15 protein-coding genes and 1 pseudogene are annotated in these 14,406 nt (G+C 28.5%); 13 read left to right on the top strand and 3 right to left on the bottom strand.

Going from position 1 to position 14,406, the window contains the following annotated elements; all coding sequences use genetic code 11:
- A pseudogene (locus BR82_RS0103565) lies at positions 1-212 on the bottom strand (helix-turn-helix domain-containing protein); the annotation flags it as partial.
- Between the two features lie 457 nt (positions 213-669).
- Between BR82_RS0103565 and BR82_RS0103555 the strand changes: the two are divergent.
- Positions 670-1,998 carry an MATE family efflux transporter gene (locus BR82_RS0103555; protein WP_027089055.1) on the top strand — a complete coding sequence of 443 codons (1,329 nt, stop codon included), beginning with the start codon at positions 670-672 and terminating at the stop codon, positions 1,996-1,998.
- 210 nt (positions 1,999-2,208) lie between these two features.
- Here the strand turns inward: BR82_RS0103555 and BR82_RS15075 are convergent, their stop codons facing one another.
- Positions 2,209-2,937 (bottom strand): Type 1 glutamine amidotransferase-like domain-containing protein, encoded by a 729-nt coding sequence (locus tag BR82_RS15075; protein ID WP_034864055.1) that lies wholly within the window; start codon positions 2,935-2,937, stop codon positions 2,209-2,211.
- Between the two features lie 235 nt (positions 2,938-3,172).
- On the opposite strand from BR82_RS15075, the gene BR82_RS0103545 reads away from it, so the two are divergent.
- From BR82_RS0103545 to BR82_RS0103505, 9 genes are all read left to right on the top strand, one after another.
- On the top strand, positions 3,173-3,643 hold the full coding sequence (locus BR82_RS0103545; RefSeq protein ID WP_027089054.1) for a MarR family winged helix-turn-helix transcriptional regulator: 471 nt from the start codon (positions 3,173-3,175) through the stop codon (positions 3,641-3,643).
- Positions 3,612-4,070 carry a GNAT family N-acetyltransferase gene (locus tag BR82_RS0103540; RefSeq protein WP_027089053.1) on the top strand — a complete coding sequence of 153 codons (459 nt, stop codon included), beginning with the start codon at positions 3,612-3,614 and terminating at the stop codon, positions 4,068-4,070. Before BR82_RS0103545 ends, BR82_RS0103540 begins: the two co-directional genes overlap by 32 nt.
- Positions 4,071-4,588: 518 nt before the next feature.
- A complete protein-coding gene (locus BR82_RS0103535; protein ID WP_027089052.1) occupies positions 4,589-5,437 on the top strand; it encodes an aldo/keto reductase in 849 nt (282 codons plus the stop codon).
- A gap of 99 nt (positions 5,438-5,536) precedes the next feature.
- Positions 5,537-6,385, top strand: a complete 849-nt coding sequence (locus BR82_RS0103530; protein ID WP_027089051.1) for an aldo/keto reductase — start codon at positions 5,537-5,539, stop codon at positions 6,383-6,385.
- A gap of 16 nt (positions 6,386-6,401) precedes the next feature.
- The gene (locus BR82_RS0103525) at positions 6,402-7,247 is read left to right on the top strand and encodes an aldo/keto reductase (protein WP_027089050.1); all 846 of its coding nucleotides are present in this window, start codon (positions 6,402-6,404) and stop codon (positions 7,245-7,247) included.
- A 32-nt stretch (positions 7,248-7,279) separates the two neighbouring features.
- Positions 7,280-7,696, top strand: coding sequence for a flavodoxin family protein (locus tag BR82_RS0103520; RefSeq protein WP_027089049.1), 417 nt, complete (start codon positions 7,280-7,282; stop codon positions 7,694-7,696).
- A gap of 12 nt (positions 7,697-7,708) precedes the next feature.
- Positions 7,709-8,683 carry an aldo/keto reductase gene (locus BR82_RS0103515; RefSeq protein ID WP_027089048.1) on the top strand — a complete coding sequence of 325 codons (975 nt, stop codon included), beginning with the start codon at positions 7,709-7,711 and terminating at the stop codon, positions 8,681-8,683.
- Between the two features lie 390 nt (positions 8,684-9,073).
- Positions 9,074-9,706: a flavodoxin gene (locus BR82_RS0103510; RefSeq protein ID WP_027089047.1), complete on the top strand. Its 633-nt coding sequence runs from the start codon at positions 9,074-9,076 to the stop codon at positions 9,704-9,706.
- A 26-nt stretch (positions 9,707-9,732) separates the two neighbouring features.
- Positions 9,733-10,479, top strand: coding sequence for a dihydrofolate reductase family protein (locus BR82_RS0103505; RefSeq protein WP_027089046.1), 747 nt, complete (start codon positions 9,733-9,735; stop codon positions 10,477-10,479).
- A 323-nt stretch (positions 10,480-10,802) separates the two neighbouring features.
- On the opposite strand, the gene BR82_RS0103500 is transcribed toward BR82_RS0103505, so the two are convergent.
- On the bottom strand, positions 10,803-11,672 hold the full coding sequence (locus BR82_RS0103500; protein WP_027089045.1) for a LysR family transcriptional regulator: 870 nt from the start codon (positions 11,670-11,672) through the stop codon (positions 10,803-10,805).
- 947 nt (positions 11,673-12,619) lie between these two features.
- On the opposite strand from BR82_RS0103500, the gene BR82_RS0103495 reads away from it, so the two are divergent.
- Genes BR82_RS0103495 through BR82_RS0103485 form a run of 3 tightly spaced genes read left to right on the top strand, consistent with a single transcriptional unit; the run spans position 12,620 to position 13,869 of the window.
- Positions 12,620-12,937, top strand: coding sequence for a hypothetical protein (locus BR82_RS0103495; protein ID WP_027089044.1), 318 nt, complete (start codon positions 12,620-12,622; stop codon positions 12,935-12,937).
- On the top strand, positions 12,900-13,412 hold the full coding sequence (locus BR82_RS0103490) for a GNAT family N-acetyltransferase (protein WP_240474505.1): 513 nt from the start codon (positions 12,900-12,902) through the stop codon (positions 13,410-13,412). The genes BR82_RS0103495 and BR82_RS0103490 overlap by 38 nt, the downstream gene beginning before the upstream one ends.
- A gap of 25 nt (positions 13,413-13,437) precedes the next feature.
- A complete protein-coding gene (locus tag BR82_RS0103485; RefSeq protein WP_027089042.1) occupies positions 13,438-13,869 on the top strand; it encodes a hypothetical protein in 432 nt (143 codons plus the stop codon).
- Positions 13,870-14,406 lie beyond the last annotated feature (537 nt).

Below are 14,406 nucleotides of genomic sequence, written 5' to 3'. Positions count from 1 at the left end.
AGAGGGATAGCAGTAGAAGGGATTCTGCCACGATTGCCGTGAATAAAACCAGCTTTACCAAACTTCTTGTATTTGATGATAAGTCTATTAACAGTTCTAATGGAACAACCAATTTTAATAGCAGCTCTTTTCTTATTGCCATCAGTATCAACCAGCTTTTTAATAATTTCATATTTTTTTAATTCATTCATTCTTAATTCAACCTTTCTCATAAAACGACCTCCAAACCATGAGGTCAAAGTATAACACAATTTTTTGATAATGTCTCAGCTAGCTGAGACATTATCAACTTGGATACATTAAGACATTATCATATTTGAATCAGATGTATGGCGATAAATTTTAAGAAAGGCTTGACATTATTTTTAATTTCCATACAATATTAATTGTTTATATATCTATAGTGAAATTTTAAAGTCTATGATTTTTTATGAAAAGAACATTTGATAGTGAGTATATTATAATTTGTGAATGGGAAAATAGTTTTTAGAATTTCTATATATGATTTTACTTTTTTGGGATGATACAAGCACAAAAATATTAGATAGTTCATCGGAGGACTTACAATCGGAATTGTAATGTCGATAAGATGTCGAGTGCGCTCGGTTTTATAACTGAGGGCACTTTTTTATTTTTATTAAAAATCTTAGATGAAAAAGGAGGAAAATTATGGATTTTTTAAATGGAAAGATTAAATCGATATATTTTAAATATTTAGCAGCCGCTTTTGGCAGTGCCTTAATTGGATCGATTTATTCAGTTGTTGATATGGCTATGGTGGGTCAGTATCATGGACCAAATGGAACAGCAGCATTAGCTGTTGTTGCACCAATATGGAATATCATTTACAGTTTAGGTTTATTAATGGGAATTGGGGGCTCGGTTATTTTTAGTACAATTAAAGGAAAAGATTGTGATGAACGCTCGGCTAATGAGTTTTTTACAATATCAGTTATAGGTTCAATTATTTTGGCGGGTCTTGCTTGGATCATTATTATATTTTTTGATAAGCAGTTATTAACTTTATTTGGCGCATCAAGTGATTTACTTTCATTAGGACAAAGATATTTATTACCAATCAAGTTTGTTTTGCCATTATTTTTATTTAACCAAATGTTTGCAGCATATTTAAGAAATGATAATGATCCAACACGGGCTACAACTGCTGTTTTATCAGGTGGAATTTTTAATATCTTTGGTGATTATTTCTTTGTCTTTGTTTTAGATACAGGAATTTTTGGAGCAGGATTAGCTACAGCTTTAGGTACTACTTTCTCATTTGTGGTAATGATGACACATTTTATCAGCAAGAAAAATACTTTGAAACTTGTTAGACCACGACAAATATTAAAAAAAATGGCAAAAATATTTGTTACTGGTTTTTCAACATTTTTTATCGATGTAGCTATGGGAATTTTAACAATTTTATTTAATAGACAGATCATGAAATATTTAGGTGCAAATGCTTTATCGGTTTATGGGATGATTGTTAATATTTCAACATTCGTACAGTGCTGTGCATATAGTGTGGGGCAAGCATCGCAGCCAATTATATCTGTAAATTATGGTGCTAACAATGCTGAACGTATTAAAGAGACACTGAAATATGCATTAAAAACAGTTGCTTTTTTTAGTATTATGTGGGTCGTTTTAATACTTGTAAAACCGATGTTATTTGTTAATATTTTTATGACCCCAACAGAAGAAATTATTGCAATTGCGCCAAACATTGTTAGAACGTACGGCATATCATTTATCTTATTACCATTGAATATATTTTCAACATATTATTTTCAGGCAATATTGAAACCCAAAGCAGCATTTGTAGTATCGATTGCTCGAGGGCTTGTAATTAGTGGAATCTGTATTATATTTTTACCATTGATTAATGTAAATGCATTATGGTTAGCTATGCCGATAACAGAAGCACTGGTTGCTATTTATGCTGTTGTTTTAATGATAAAATATACAAACGAATTATCAGTAAAAAAAGCTTAAAAATGTTAAGGACAAAAGAGCAATAACTAAAAATTTTTAAATATATTAAAATAAAAAGATTGACGAAGTACTAAATAAAACACCTATATTTAATTTGTAGGCAAGATAAATATTATATAAAAACATGTCATAGTCGAGACTGTGACATGTTTTTTGACCCTAAATCTGATGTTTACAAAAAATCTATCATATATTTTATTATAGAAATTACTATATTATCACAGATTCATTTTCGTGACATAATAATCGTATATTTCCATCAGAAATAAGATAGCTCTCACCATAAATCGTTTCATGTTTATCAATAAGTACATAACTTCCGTCAACTAAGGCAATAAACTGATGATTCATACTATCTTTATAAGTAATATCTTCAAATAATCGCATACCATCTAGATAACTATCTTTGATCGTTTGATAATGAGGTAAAATATTCATTTTTGTAAGATTTAAGCCAGGTAACCATTTTTCAAATGTTTCATCAATTGCTTCGCCGTTTTTTTCGGGCTGACAATAAACAATATCTGCACTGTTCATGCTTCCGGCACTTATGCCAATAACAATTCCTGTAAAACCAGTAATTTTATTTCTCAATTGAATATCTTTGAAAAACATGTTTTGCGTTGGAACATGACCACCACCTAATATAATAACATCATATTGATGAAGATCAGCTTGAGTAAAATTATAATTTCTTCTATCAATAATATTAAAATCCTGAATAGAAAATTTTTCTTTTAAAAAAGTTTTTTTAAAGAAATTAGTCATTTCATCATTCATAGCAAAATTATCTGGATCAGATGCAATAAGACAACACCTGCTATTTTCTTTCCAGTATTGTTTTAGATGTCCAACAAAATTATTTTTTTTATCTAAACCATCTACTTTTCGACTTCCATCTAAGGGGCCGGTAGGACTACTTGTTAAAAATACAACCATCGTTTTTCTCCTTTAATTAATTTAAATAAACTTTTATTTAAAAAATTATATGAAATATATTTTATTTTTTCAATAATAGATAATTTATTTTTTAAAACTATTATCCACAATAAAAAATTTATTATATATAATTGGCAAACTTATATAAATTTTTATAAATAGTAGACAAATTCCACTAAATATCCTATAATTAAATTAGTTGAATTTATCTACTATTTTGATTGGAGGTGACAATATGAATAATAAAGAGATTGTATCAAAAGTAAGAGAGTTTAATAGATTTTATATGCCTAAGATGAATTTACTTGGTAATCATTATTTAGGATCAGAATATTCTGTAACAGAAGCTCGAGTTTTTTTTGAAATATATGAAAATGAAGGGTGTCATGCAGCACATATTGCGAAAGTGATGAATATTGATAAAAGTTATTTAAGTAAAATTATTGTTAAATATGAAAAAGAAGGGTATGTGCAGAGAATTTCTTCTTGTAAGGATCGAAGATCTTATGAACTTTATCTTACTCAAAAGGGTAAGGATAAAGTTAGAAAACTTATATATCAATCTGAAAAAGAGATTGAAAGTACATTGCAGTATCTTTCAATAGAAGAACAAAATCTTATGAACGAAGCACTGAATACAGTTATAAAATTATTAAAAAAAGGAGAGCTATATAATGAAAATTGTATCTTATCATCAAAAATATAAAAATGATTTTATTGAAATGAATAAAGCATGGATTTCAAAAATGTTTGCTATCGAAAAAGAGGATATAAGAGAATTAGAAAATATTGAATTATACATAGAAAAAGGAGGACAGATTTTTTTTGCACTTAATAATGCTGATCAAGTGATGGCTTGTTGTATGATTGCTCCAAGGGAAGATGGAGATTGGGAAATCATGAAATTTGCCGCCAAAACGATTTATGCTGGAACGGGTGCAGGGAGCGCTTGTTTAAAAGCATGTATTGAATATGCTAAAAAAAGAAAAATTGGAAAAATAATAATTGTAACCAATCATAAATGTGCTTCGGCTGTGCATCTTTATAAGAAATTTGGATTTACAGAAATGCCGGTTGATAAAAAGAAGTTTCCGTTTGATAGAGCAGATATGGCATTTAAAATGTATTTATAAACAAGTAGTAATTTTATAACTAGTTAGGGAATAGATATATTTTATTAAAACAGGGAATTGGTGAAAAATATTTAATCAGTAACTTAGGGTTCATTATTATCATGAGCTATCTTTTATAAAATTTAATTGGAGATGAAGATTATTTGCAATGAAAAGATACCGGTATTAAAAAATTTATGTTAAAAAAAGAATCTTGATGATTAGTTAAGGATAAAGTTAATTGTGATTTATATAAAAATGTATGTCGAGGCATACATTTTTATATTTATTATGCTTTTGAGTTATAGTAGGATAAAGTATTGGTATTGTACATCTTTAATAATGTTTACTAAAATAAAATTGTAAAAAGAAAGTACAGAATAAAAATCTCATATATTTTAGATCTATAATATATCCTTTATCAAAAACTACTCTAGTACTAGTGGTTAAAGTTAATATTTTTATTATTAGGTTATTATTCTTTTTATGATAGTTAGAAAAACAGTTCTAATTTGTAATAAATAAAGAGGTGAATTTGAATGGAATATATAGAATTGAGAAATGGTGTTCAAATACCTGTTTTAGGTTATGGAACATTACAGATTGCACCAAAATTATCAAAGCAATGTATTTTAGATGCTTTAAATGAAGGGTATCGATTAATTGATACAGCGGCATCTTATTTTAATGAAAATGAGATTGGTGAGGCGATTAAAGAATCAAAAATCAATCGCCAAGAGCTTTTTATTACAACAAAAGTATGGATTCAAGATTCAGGGTACGAAAAAACATTGAATGCTTTTGAAATATCATTAAAAAAACTAAAAGTAAGTTATATTGATCTTTATTTAATCCATCAACCATATGGTGATTATTATGGATCATGGCGTGCATTAGAAGAATTATATCGTCAAGGAAAAATTAAGGCAATAGGGGTCTGTAATTTTTCAGCAGAGCGATTTGTTGATCTATATATGAACTCTTCTATACCACCAATGATCAATCAAGTAGAAATGCATCCTTTTTTCCAACAAAAAGAATTATATAATGTTTTAAAAAAATATGGATGTCAAATGCAGGCATGGGGACCGTTAGCTGAAGGGCAAAGACAAATATTTCAAAATAAGACCTTGATGAAAATTGCTAAAAAACATCATAAAACAATTTCTCAAGTTATTTTAAGATGGCATGTACAAAATCATATAATTGCTATTCCTAAAACGATTCATAAAGAAAGAATGAAAGAAAATATGAATATATGGGATTTTGAACTTGATGAAGAAGATTTGACAATTATTGCAACTTTAAATTTGGGATATTCTGAAATTATTGATCATCAAAGTTATAAAACTGCTAAATGGTTGAATCAATATAAAATACATAAGTAATCAGTATAACTTTAAAGCATAGTGTGATAAACTATTGATATTGTACTTTTTTGAAATTAAATAATAGAATGTAACTGTAAGGAAAAGGAGCGATGAAAAATGGAAAAATTTAAACTTAATAACGCACAAACGATTCCGGCAGTAGGTTTTGGAGTTTTCTTGATTCCTAATAATGGTCCTACATATGAAGCAACATTAGCAGCTTTAAAAGCAGGTTATCGTCATATTGATACAGCAGCAGCTTATATGAATGAAACAGATGTAGGTAAAGCAATCAAAGATAGTGGAATAGATCGAAATGAAATATTTATTACATCTAAATTATGGTTACAAGATTATGGATATGAAAATGCTAAAAAAGGAATTGCTAATTCTTTAAAAGCATTAGATACAGATTATATTGATTTATATTTATTGCATCAACCATATGGTGATTATTTAGGTGCTTGGAAAGCGTTAGAAGAGGCAGTTGCTGAGGGAAAGATTAAATCTATTGGTATTTCGAATGTTACCGTAAATTCATGGAATAAGTTTAAAGATGGGATGACGATCATGCCAGTAGTTAATCAGGTAGAATTTAATCCATTTACGCAACAAAAAGAATTAAGAAAAGTTATGGCTGAAAATGATATTCGTTTAGAAGCATGGTATCCATTAGGACATGGAAATAAAGACTTATTAGAAAATGAAATAATTGTTTCGTTAGCCCGTAAGTATAATAAGAATGCTGGACAGATCATTTTAAGATGGATCTATCAAGAAGGTGTAATCTCTCTTCCTAAATCAACGAATTTAGAAAGAATGAGAGGAAATATTGATATTTTTGATTTTGAATTAACTGATGAAGAAATGAAAGCAATAGAAGCATTAGATACTGGAAAACCAACTCATGATCCTGATAATCAGATCAATGAAAAAAGATTAATGGAAATGAAAATACATAATTAAAATAAAGGAGATAAAAATGGAATATATTACTTTAAATAATGGAATAAAGATGCCAGCAGTAGGGTTTGGCGTATTTCAAATTGATGACAAAGAAGAATGTGTTAGAGTTGTTTTGGATGCAATTGAAAGTGGTTATCGTTTAATTGATACAGCACAATCTTATGGTAATGAAGAAGCAGTGGGAGAAGCTATTAAAAAAACATCATTACCTAGAGAAGAATTATTTATTACGACAAAAGTATGGATTTCAAATTATGGATATGAAAATACTAAAAAGTCGGTAGAAGAATCTTTAAGAAAAATGCAGTTAGATTATCTTGATCTAGTATTATTACATCAACCATTCAAAGATTATCACAGTGCTTATAAAGCTTTGATAGATTTATATCAAGAAGGTAAAATTAAAGCTATCGGAGTATCTAATTTTTATCCAGATCGTTTAGTTGATCTATGTTTAGATACCAAGGTTATTCCAGCAGTTAACCAGGTAGAAGTTAATCCATTTCACCAGCAAAACAAAGCATTAGAATACAATAATAAATATGGTGTACAGCTTGAAGCATGGGCGCCATTTGCCGAAGGAAAAAACGGTATTTTTACAAATGAAGTATTAAGTGAAATTGGTAAAAAATACAATAAATCAAATGGACAAGTTATTTTAAGATGGTTGATTCAAAGAGGAATCGTCCCTCTAGCAAAAACAGTTAGAAAAGAACGAATGCTGGAAAATATTGATGTTTTTGATTTTGTATTAAGTCAGGCAGATATGCAAAAAATTGCGGCTATGAATAAAGATACTAGTTCTTTTTTCTCGCACTATGATCCAGCAGTAGTAGAAATGATTTGTGGATTGAAAAGATAATAATTCAATGTGATATGAAGAGGTGTAGATAAATGAGTATATTATTTGTTAATGGGAGTCCAAATAAAAATGGGAATACTGCAACGTTAGTAAAAAATTTTTTAAAGAATAAAGAATATGATACTTTAAATTTAGTAGATTATAAAATTTATAGTTATGGACAGCATTTTGATGATGATCAGTTTGATGAAGTTGTTTCACAAATGGCTAAAGCTGATACGATTGTAATTGGTTCACCATTATATTGGCATAGTATGTCAGGAGCTGTTCGTAATTTATTAGATCGTTTTTACCAGCATGTTGATGAAAATTTATTAAAAGGAAAAGATATGTATTTTGCTTTTCAAGGATATGCGCCAACTAAACAGCAGCTAGATGCTGGTGATTATACAATGGCAAGATTTGCTCGCTTATATAACATGAATTACAGAGGTATGATAACAAAATAGGAGATTTTAGTAATGAAAAAAAGACAACTTGGTAAAACAAATATGTATGTAAATCCGATAGGATTAGGATGTATGGGATTTTCTCATGCTTATGGTTTGCCACAAGATAAACAAACGGCTATAAAAACAATAAGATCGGCTTATGAATTAGGATATAATTTTTTTGACACGGCTGAATGTTATACTGGTCAAAATGTAGATGGAACAATTTCCTATAATGAAAAATTAGTTGGTGAAGCATTAAAAGACGTTAGAGATCATGTATTTATTGCAACAAAATTTGGTGTAGAACATCAAGGTAAACAGCTGAAATTAGATTCATCAGTTAAAACAATTCGTAAATCAGTAGAGGGTTCATTAAAGAAACTACAAACATCTTATATTGATTTATATTATCAACATCGAATTGATCCTAACATTGAACCAGAAGTTGTTGCGAAGGTAATGAAAGAACTCATTGAAGAAGGAAAAATTAGAGCTAGGGGTATTAGTGAAGCTAACGAAGAATATTTGCGACGTGCGCATGCAATATGTCCGGTTACAGCTATTCAAAACAGATATTCGATGATGGCAAGATGGCATGAAAATTTGTTTGACGTTTGTCAAGAATTAGGTATTACGTATGTTGCTTTTTCACCGCTTGCTAATGGATTTCTTTCTGGTCAGTTTACGCCTCAATCAGCTTTTGAATTAGGTGACTATAGAAGTGAAATGCCTCAGTATCAAGAAGAAGGTTATCGTAAAGCTAAAAAATTATTAAATCTATTAGAAGAATTATCGAAAAAGAAAAACTGCACGATGGCTCAACTTTCAATGGCTTGGATGTTATGTAAAAAAGATTTTATTATCCCCATTCCAGGAAGCCGAAAGTTAAATAGATTAGAAGAAAATTTTCAAGCTGGAAATATTGAAATGACTGAAGCTGAAATCAAAGAAATCGAATCATTGTTGGATACGATTGATTTTGATGTTTTTGGAGGACATTAAAGAAATTAAGATAACGATCAATGAAAAGACAATAATTCAATAACAAATAATCATATTGCTGATAATCGTGTAATTGAAAGTAGATTAAACTATTTATAGACACTTAATATACGACAGTAACTATTAAAGGATTAGATCTTTAGGAACTAATACAATTGCTAAAGGCTGGCTTGGTGAAAACGTTAAAACAAAAGATTTTGATTTTGCAGCGCAAGAATATAACTCTCAAATAATCATTGTTGCATCGCAATTAAATGATTGGGGTGTAACTTCAGTCGACCAAGCGTAGGTTTATGCAAATGGTTATTTTGGTAATGGTTTATTTATTGAAGATGATAAAATTATGAGTTGGTTATTTAATAAGAAATAAATTAACAGGAGTGTAATAAAATGAAGTTAAAAAAGAGACTAGTTATGATTTTAAGTGGAGTAGTTGCTTTAAGTTTATTAGTTGGGTGTCAATCGAATAATGAAGAGATAGATAAAACCAATGAAAATGAACAATCACAAACAACAGATACATCAAAAGAATTTGGAAATACATTAGTTGTTTATTACTCAGCAACAGGAAACACAGAAGATGTTGCTAAAATGATTGCTGAGCAAACAGATGGTACACTGTTTGAAATCGAACCAAAAGAACCATATAGTGATGATGATTTGAATTGGAGTGATGATAATAGCCGTGTATCAAGAGAACATGAAAATGAAGATGAAAGAAATGTAGAACTTGTTTCGACAACAGTAGATAACTGGGATAGTTACGATACAGTTTTTATCGGTTATCCAATCTGGTGGGGCATTGCAGCGTGGCCGGTTGATAACTTTGTAAAGAATAATGATTTTACAGGTAAAATGGTTATACCATTTTGTACATCATCATCTTCTGGTTTAGGTCAAAGTGGTGAACTTTTGGCAGAAATGGCTGGTACAGGTGATTGGCAGGAAGGCCAGAGATTTCGTTCAAGTGCTGCTAGTTCAGATGTTGAGGAATGGTTAAATGATTTAGGAATTACAGAGTAAATTATTTAGCTGGATTGAAAAGGGAAGTGAAAATTATTGACGTAAATGAAAAAACATATGTTATTTGTCATATGTTGCAATCGATAGATGGAAAGATTTCTGGAAAGTTTTTTCAAGAACCGGTTATACGATCATTGTCTCAACTTTATGGAAAAATGAGTCAAGAGTATAATGCCGATGCATTAGTTTATGGCAGTGTGACTGCTAATGAAATATTTATTCATGATCAATCTGTTGATTTAAGGGCTTTTTCAAATCAGCAGATTGAAAGAAAGGATTTTATCTCTTTCAATGGAAAGAGTAAGTGGCTAGTAGTTATTGATCCAATGGGAAGTCTTGCATGGAATAATCAATCATTATCTCACAAAAGATTGAAAGATAAAAATGTAATAGAGGTTTTAAGTGAAAAAGTACCAGATGAGTATTTAGCTTATTTAAGGACGCTTGGAGTTTCTTATATCTTTGCTGGTAAAGAATATTTAAGTATGAAAACTGTTTTAGAAAAATTAGGAAATGAATTTCACATTGAAAAGGTTTTATTACAAGGTGATGGCATAGTCAATGAATCATTTGCGAATGAGGGGCTGATTGATGAAATAAGTTTGATTATTGCACCGATTATTGATGGTGAATCAAATGTTCCAACATCATTTGAATCTGGAACATTGAAGCATCCTGCTATAAGATTATCTAATTATCATCTGATAAAAACTCAAATTCTTCATCATTCTGGTTTATGGCTTAATTATGTGAAGAATACAAATATATTATAAATAGAAGAAAAGATAGATAAATTATTAAAAAGTTGGCTGTTTTAAGTAATATTATGATGTGGCTGAGTAATTAAGCGATATTAAAATATGACCAGGAGTAAGATGAAAATATTTGCTGCTGGTTTTATTTTGCGTGTATAAATATCTTGAAATTATCCTATTAACTAATTTTTTATAATCTGACAAAGAAATTTGTTATCAGTTAAATTTTGGTTTTAAGTATAAGGTATTATTTTGTAAAAATTATTATAAAAAGAAAAAGATAGAAATTTTAGTTCTATCTCATCTATAAAATGTTTGTATTTTTTTAATTAATATTATTGTTAATAAGTCTGTTTCCAATCAATAGTTGTAATTTCATCTTTAATAGGATCAAATATTTTTTTATCTTCTTTTTTAAATACAGCATAATAACGAATATGAGCACTATCATCAGTAATAGGGATAGCTATTCTGTTTCCATCATCATTTTCTCTTTGAATTGTAATGTTGCTTCTGAAATTAGGCAATGCAGATAACTTTGTTAATTCATTAAAAACCTCATTATCTTCTTGAACAAGTAAATGAGAATTAGGAATCATTTTTAAACATATTTCATTCCAAAATCCTATTCGTGACAGTAATAATATACTTTCGCCATCTAATTCTTTAAAAGAAATTTCCTTAAATAATGCTAATGGATGAGCTGGAGGTACAGACAAATATAAGTACTCTTCAAATAAATCAATGCATATATATTTTTCATCATCGATTGAATGATTAAGGACAATAATAGAATATTTTAAATCATCAAGTCCTTTTCGTAATGTGTTTTCATCAGAATTGATATCACTTGTTATTTGCATTTCAGGGTATATTTTATTGAAAATATAATTTAGTCCCCATACTGGTGCAGGGGCACATGAACCAATACTGATTATTCGCTGACTACGATCATATCTTTGTAATTGTATAACCATTTCTTCTTTAGTTTGAAGTATCTTTTTTGCATATTTTACAGCCATTATGCCATTATTATTAAAGATAACTTTATTTTTTTTACGATCGAATAATTGAAGTCCAAGATCTTCTTCCAATCTTTGAATAGAGCGTGTTAGTCCAGGTTGGGAAATATGCATTTCTTCAGCAGCTTTTGATATAGTACCTGCTTTATAGATAGTAAGCAATTGTTCTAATTGGTACATTTCAATCATATAACTCACTCCTCGTCTTAGTATGCACTACAATTATATCATAATGAGATATGGATATTGTACTTTTCTTTACTATTTTTATAAAATTGAAATATAAATAGTAGAGTAATTAAAGATAACTGAGATTTTTAGTAAATATCGTTAGAGAATAGGGAAGATGAAAATAAAAAGATATTTTAACTTTTTATAGTTAATTATTAGCGCTTTATACAAGTAATGTAGATAATTAAAAACTATGAGATGATCAGTAAAAAAGATAATAATTATGTTAAAATGGGAAAAGTTTGGTATTCTTGTTATTATTTTTATCGAACTTAAAGAAATATCAATGTAGAATCAGATAAGTTCGGTTGTAGATGAAAGTTAAAAGATAAGAATAACATCTTTGGATAGTAGTAAAGTTTTATTTTTCATATAGAGGAAATAATTTGATTATACAGTTGACCAAATGACAACGCGATATGATAGAAATAAGTCTATTATTTCTAGACATATTAAAATGTATTTAAAAAGAAATTTATTGTTGTAAATTTTGAAATAATAACTTTTATGGATGATTACTATAATCTTGGTGCCGGTATCAAGCTGTGTTCAACTTAGAATTTGAGGTACTAATATAATTAAAGGATATATGAAAAAGGTTTTGTAAATAATCAAAAGCTCTTAGAAATAGAGAATATTTTAAAGAGGTATTAAATTCATGATATTGCACTTTTCCAAAAGGTACTTTAGCGCTAAATTCCATAAATTTATTTTATATATAATATACGTTATAATTAAGAAAATGTGTGTATTGTAATTTATGGAATGACAAACTTAGTATTTTAGCTATATAATGAAATGAGAGATTATTATGTGAATTTCTTTGTATTCTGTAATCATAAAAATGAGTTTTGAATGATTTTATAAGTTGCAAGATAAAAATTTTAATTTAGGGAGGTGTTTGTATGGTTGTGTATTTTGTTATTATGTTTATAACAGCGCTCGTATTGCTAGTAATTAGTATAAAAATTTATAATGGAAACACTGATTTGATACATTCTTACCATCAAACAAAAGTTACAGATAAGTTAGCCTACGGAAAAGCGTTTGGAAAGTCAATGTTTATTGTTAGTATAACACCATTGATTAGTGGTATTATTGGTTTATTAGGTGATTGTCATATGATGACGATTATTGCAGTTGTTGTACTTATAATAGGTATTAGTATTGGGATAGGATTTATTGTTGCAACACAACGGAAGTATAATAAAGGGGTTTTTTAAATTAGAAATTGAGGTGGTAAATATTAATAGATATATCTATGTTACTTTAAGACAAAAGCCGGAAAAGAAAGATGAAGCAGCGGCATGGTTTCATGACAAATGGCATGTGCCACAAGAGTCGTATCTTGAATGTATGGAAACTTATCTTAATAATGAAACAGAATATGGTTGGTATCTTTGTTTAGATCATGGACGAATCGTAGGTGGGCTGGGGGTAATCGAAAATGATTTTCATAACAGGAAAGACCTTACCCCCAATGTATGTGCAGTATATATTGAAAAGGAATATCGTTGTCAAGGAATTGCAGGACGATTACTTGATATAGTTGTGAAAGATACAAAGTCCAAAGGAATAACTCCAATCTATTTGATTACTGATCATACAGGTTTTTATGAAAGATATGAATGGGAATTTTTGTGTATGGTTCAAGGAGATAATGAGTCTAATATGACAAGAATGTATATCCATAGATAAATTGGAATTTTTGGGGGTGTAATTGATGTACGAAGATTATACAAAGCAATCATTACCGACAAAGAAATATCGAGAATTGTTGGGAAGTGCATTATGCGTGTTTAGTTCAAATAATGGATTTATGATAGAAAACATTATTAAAACGAATGATTCATTTGACTGGTATGAATTGATTGATAAAGAATCTGGTTTACTTAGAAAAGTTGTTTCGGAGACAATTTCTAATAAATGTGGAAATACTGAGATTGAGGATTTATTTTTAGAAATTGTAAATATGAGGAATAGGATTATTCATGGATTTAGAATAACTTCTAAAAGTGGAGAACAAGTACTTGCAACAAAAACTCTTAAAAAAGATGGAAATGTTCAATTTGAAATAACAAATGAATATTTGATGGATTTTATTAAAAAAAACGAGAAACTTAGTAATTTACTTCATGAATATAGAGAGTATTGATTTATTGAATATCTGTTTGCAAATAAATTGGTAAATTCCAGTTTATGGATTAATTACATGATAATAAGTTATCACATAAAAAGTTCTGATCATAAAATCAGAACTTTTTAAGATTTTTGTGTTTATATTTATTTACAAGTTTCTTCGAGAAAAAATGGTTTGTCTATTTTCTAAATAAATTTATAAGTCTATTTGGCAATAAATATGTTTTAGCAAATCTCCACAAATTATTATATAAAATGATTTTTTAGATTTGTGTGAAATGTGCAAGTAATCCATAAATTTTGAAATTGGTTTATGCGATTTTTCAAAAAATATTTTAAAGTATATTATATTTATTGCTTTAGGTTAAATAACGATATTCTTTTTATCGTAAAGCAAATGAGAATATAGTATAATATATAAATCAAAATCGATGACCATATATTATCAGTGAAAGGAGTTTTTTATAATGAATCAATTAGATGAAATGAAAAAAAGAAGAAAAGCAGTAAATAATGCTTTAGGAATCCTTTTGACTGCTGCTGATTTACCAAA

The sequence above is a fragment of the Thomasclavelia saccharogumia DSM 17460 genome (assembly GCF_000686665.1).
In the GTDB taxonomy this organism is placed as follows: domain Bacteria; phylum Bacillota_I; class Bacilli_A; order Erysipelotrichales; family Coprobacillaceae; genus Thomasclavelia; species Thomasclavelia saccharogumia.
This window is presented reverse-complemented; position numbering and strand designations above follow the sequence as displayed.

Bases quoted from the DNA above. Each gene is read 5' to 3' on its own strand.
- BR82_RS0103520 (WP_027089049.1), top strand. From the start codon at position 7,280: ATGAGTATATTATTTGTTAATGGGAGTCCAAATAAAAATGGGAATACT.
- BR82_RS0103540 (WP_027089053.1), top strand. From the start codon at position 3,612: ATGAAAATTGTATCTTATCATCAAAAATATAAAAATGATTTTATTGAA.
- BR82_RS0103525 (WP_027089050.1), top strand. From the start codon at position 6,402: ATGGAATATATTACTTTAAATAATGGAATAAAGATGCCAGCAGTAGGG.
- BR82_RS15075 (WP_034864055.1), bottom strand. From the start codon at position 2,937: ATGGTTGTATTTTTAACAAGTAGTCCTACCGGCCCCTTAGATGGAAGT.
- BR82_RS0103555 (WP_027089055.1), top strand. From the start codon at position 670: ATGGATTTTTTAAATGGAAAGATTAAATCGATATATTTTAAATATTTA.
- BR82_RS0103485 (WP_027089042.1), top strand. From the start codon at position 13,438: ATGTACGAAGATTATACAAAGCAATCATTACCGACAAAGAAATATCGA.
- BR82_RS0103500 (WP_027089045.1), bottom strand. From the start codon at position 11,672: ATGATTGAAATGTACCAATTAGAACAATTGCTTACTATCTATAAAGCA.
- BR82_RS0103545 (WP_027089054.1), top strand. From the start codon at position 3,173: ATGAATAATAAAGAGATTGTATCAAAAGTAAGAGAGTTTAATAGATTT.
- BR82_RS0103530 (WP_027089051.1), top strand. From the start codon at position 5,537: ATGGAAAAATTTAAACTTAATAACGCACAAACGATTCCGGCAGTAGGT.
- BR82_RS0103495 (WP_027089044.1), top strand. From the start codon at position 12,620: ATGGTTGTGTATTTTGTTATTATGTTTATAACAGCGCTCGTATTGCTA.
- BR82_RS0103535 (WP_027089052.1), top strand. From the start codon at position 4,589: ATGGAATATATAGAATTGAGAAATGGTGTTCAAATACCTGTTTTAGGT.
- BR82_RS0103510 (WP_027089047.1), top strand. From the start codon at position 9,074: ATGAAGTTAAAAAAGAGACTAGTTATGATTTTAAGTGGAGTAGTTGCT.
- BR82_RS0103515 (WP_027089048.1), top strand. From the start codon at position 7,709: ATGAAAAAAAGACAACTTGGTAAAACAAATATGTATGTAAATCCGATA.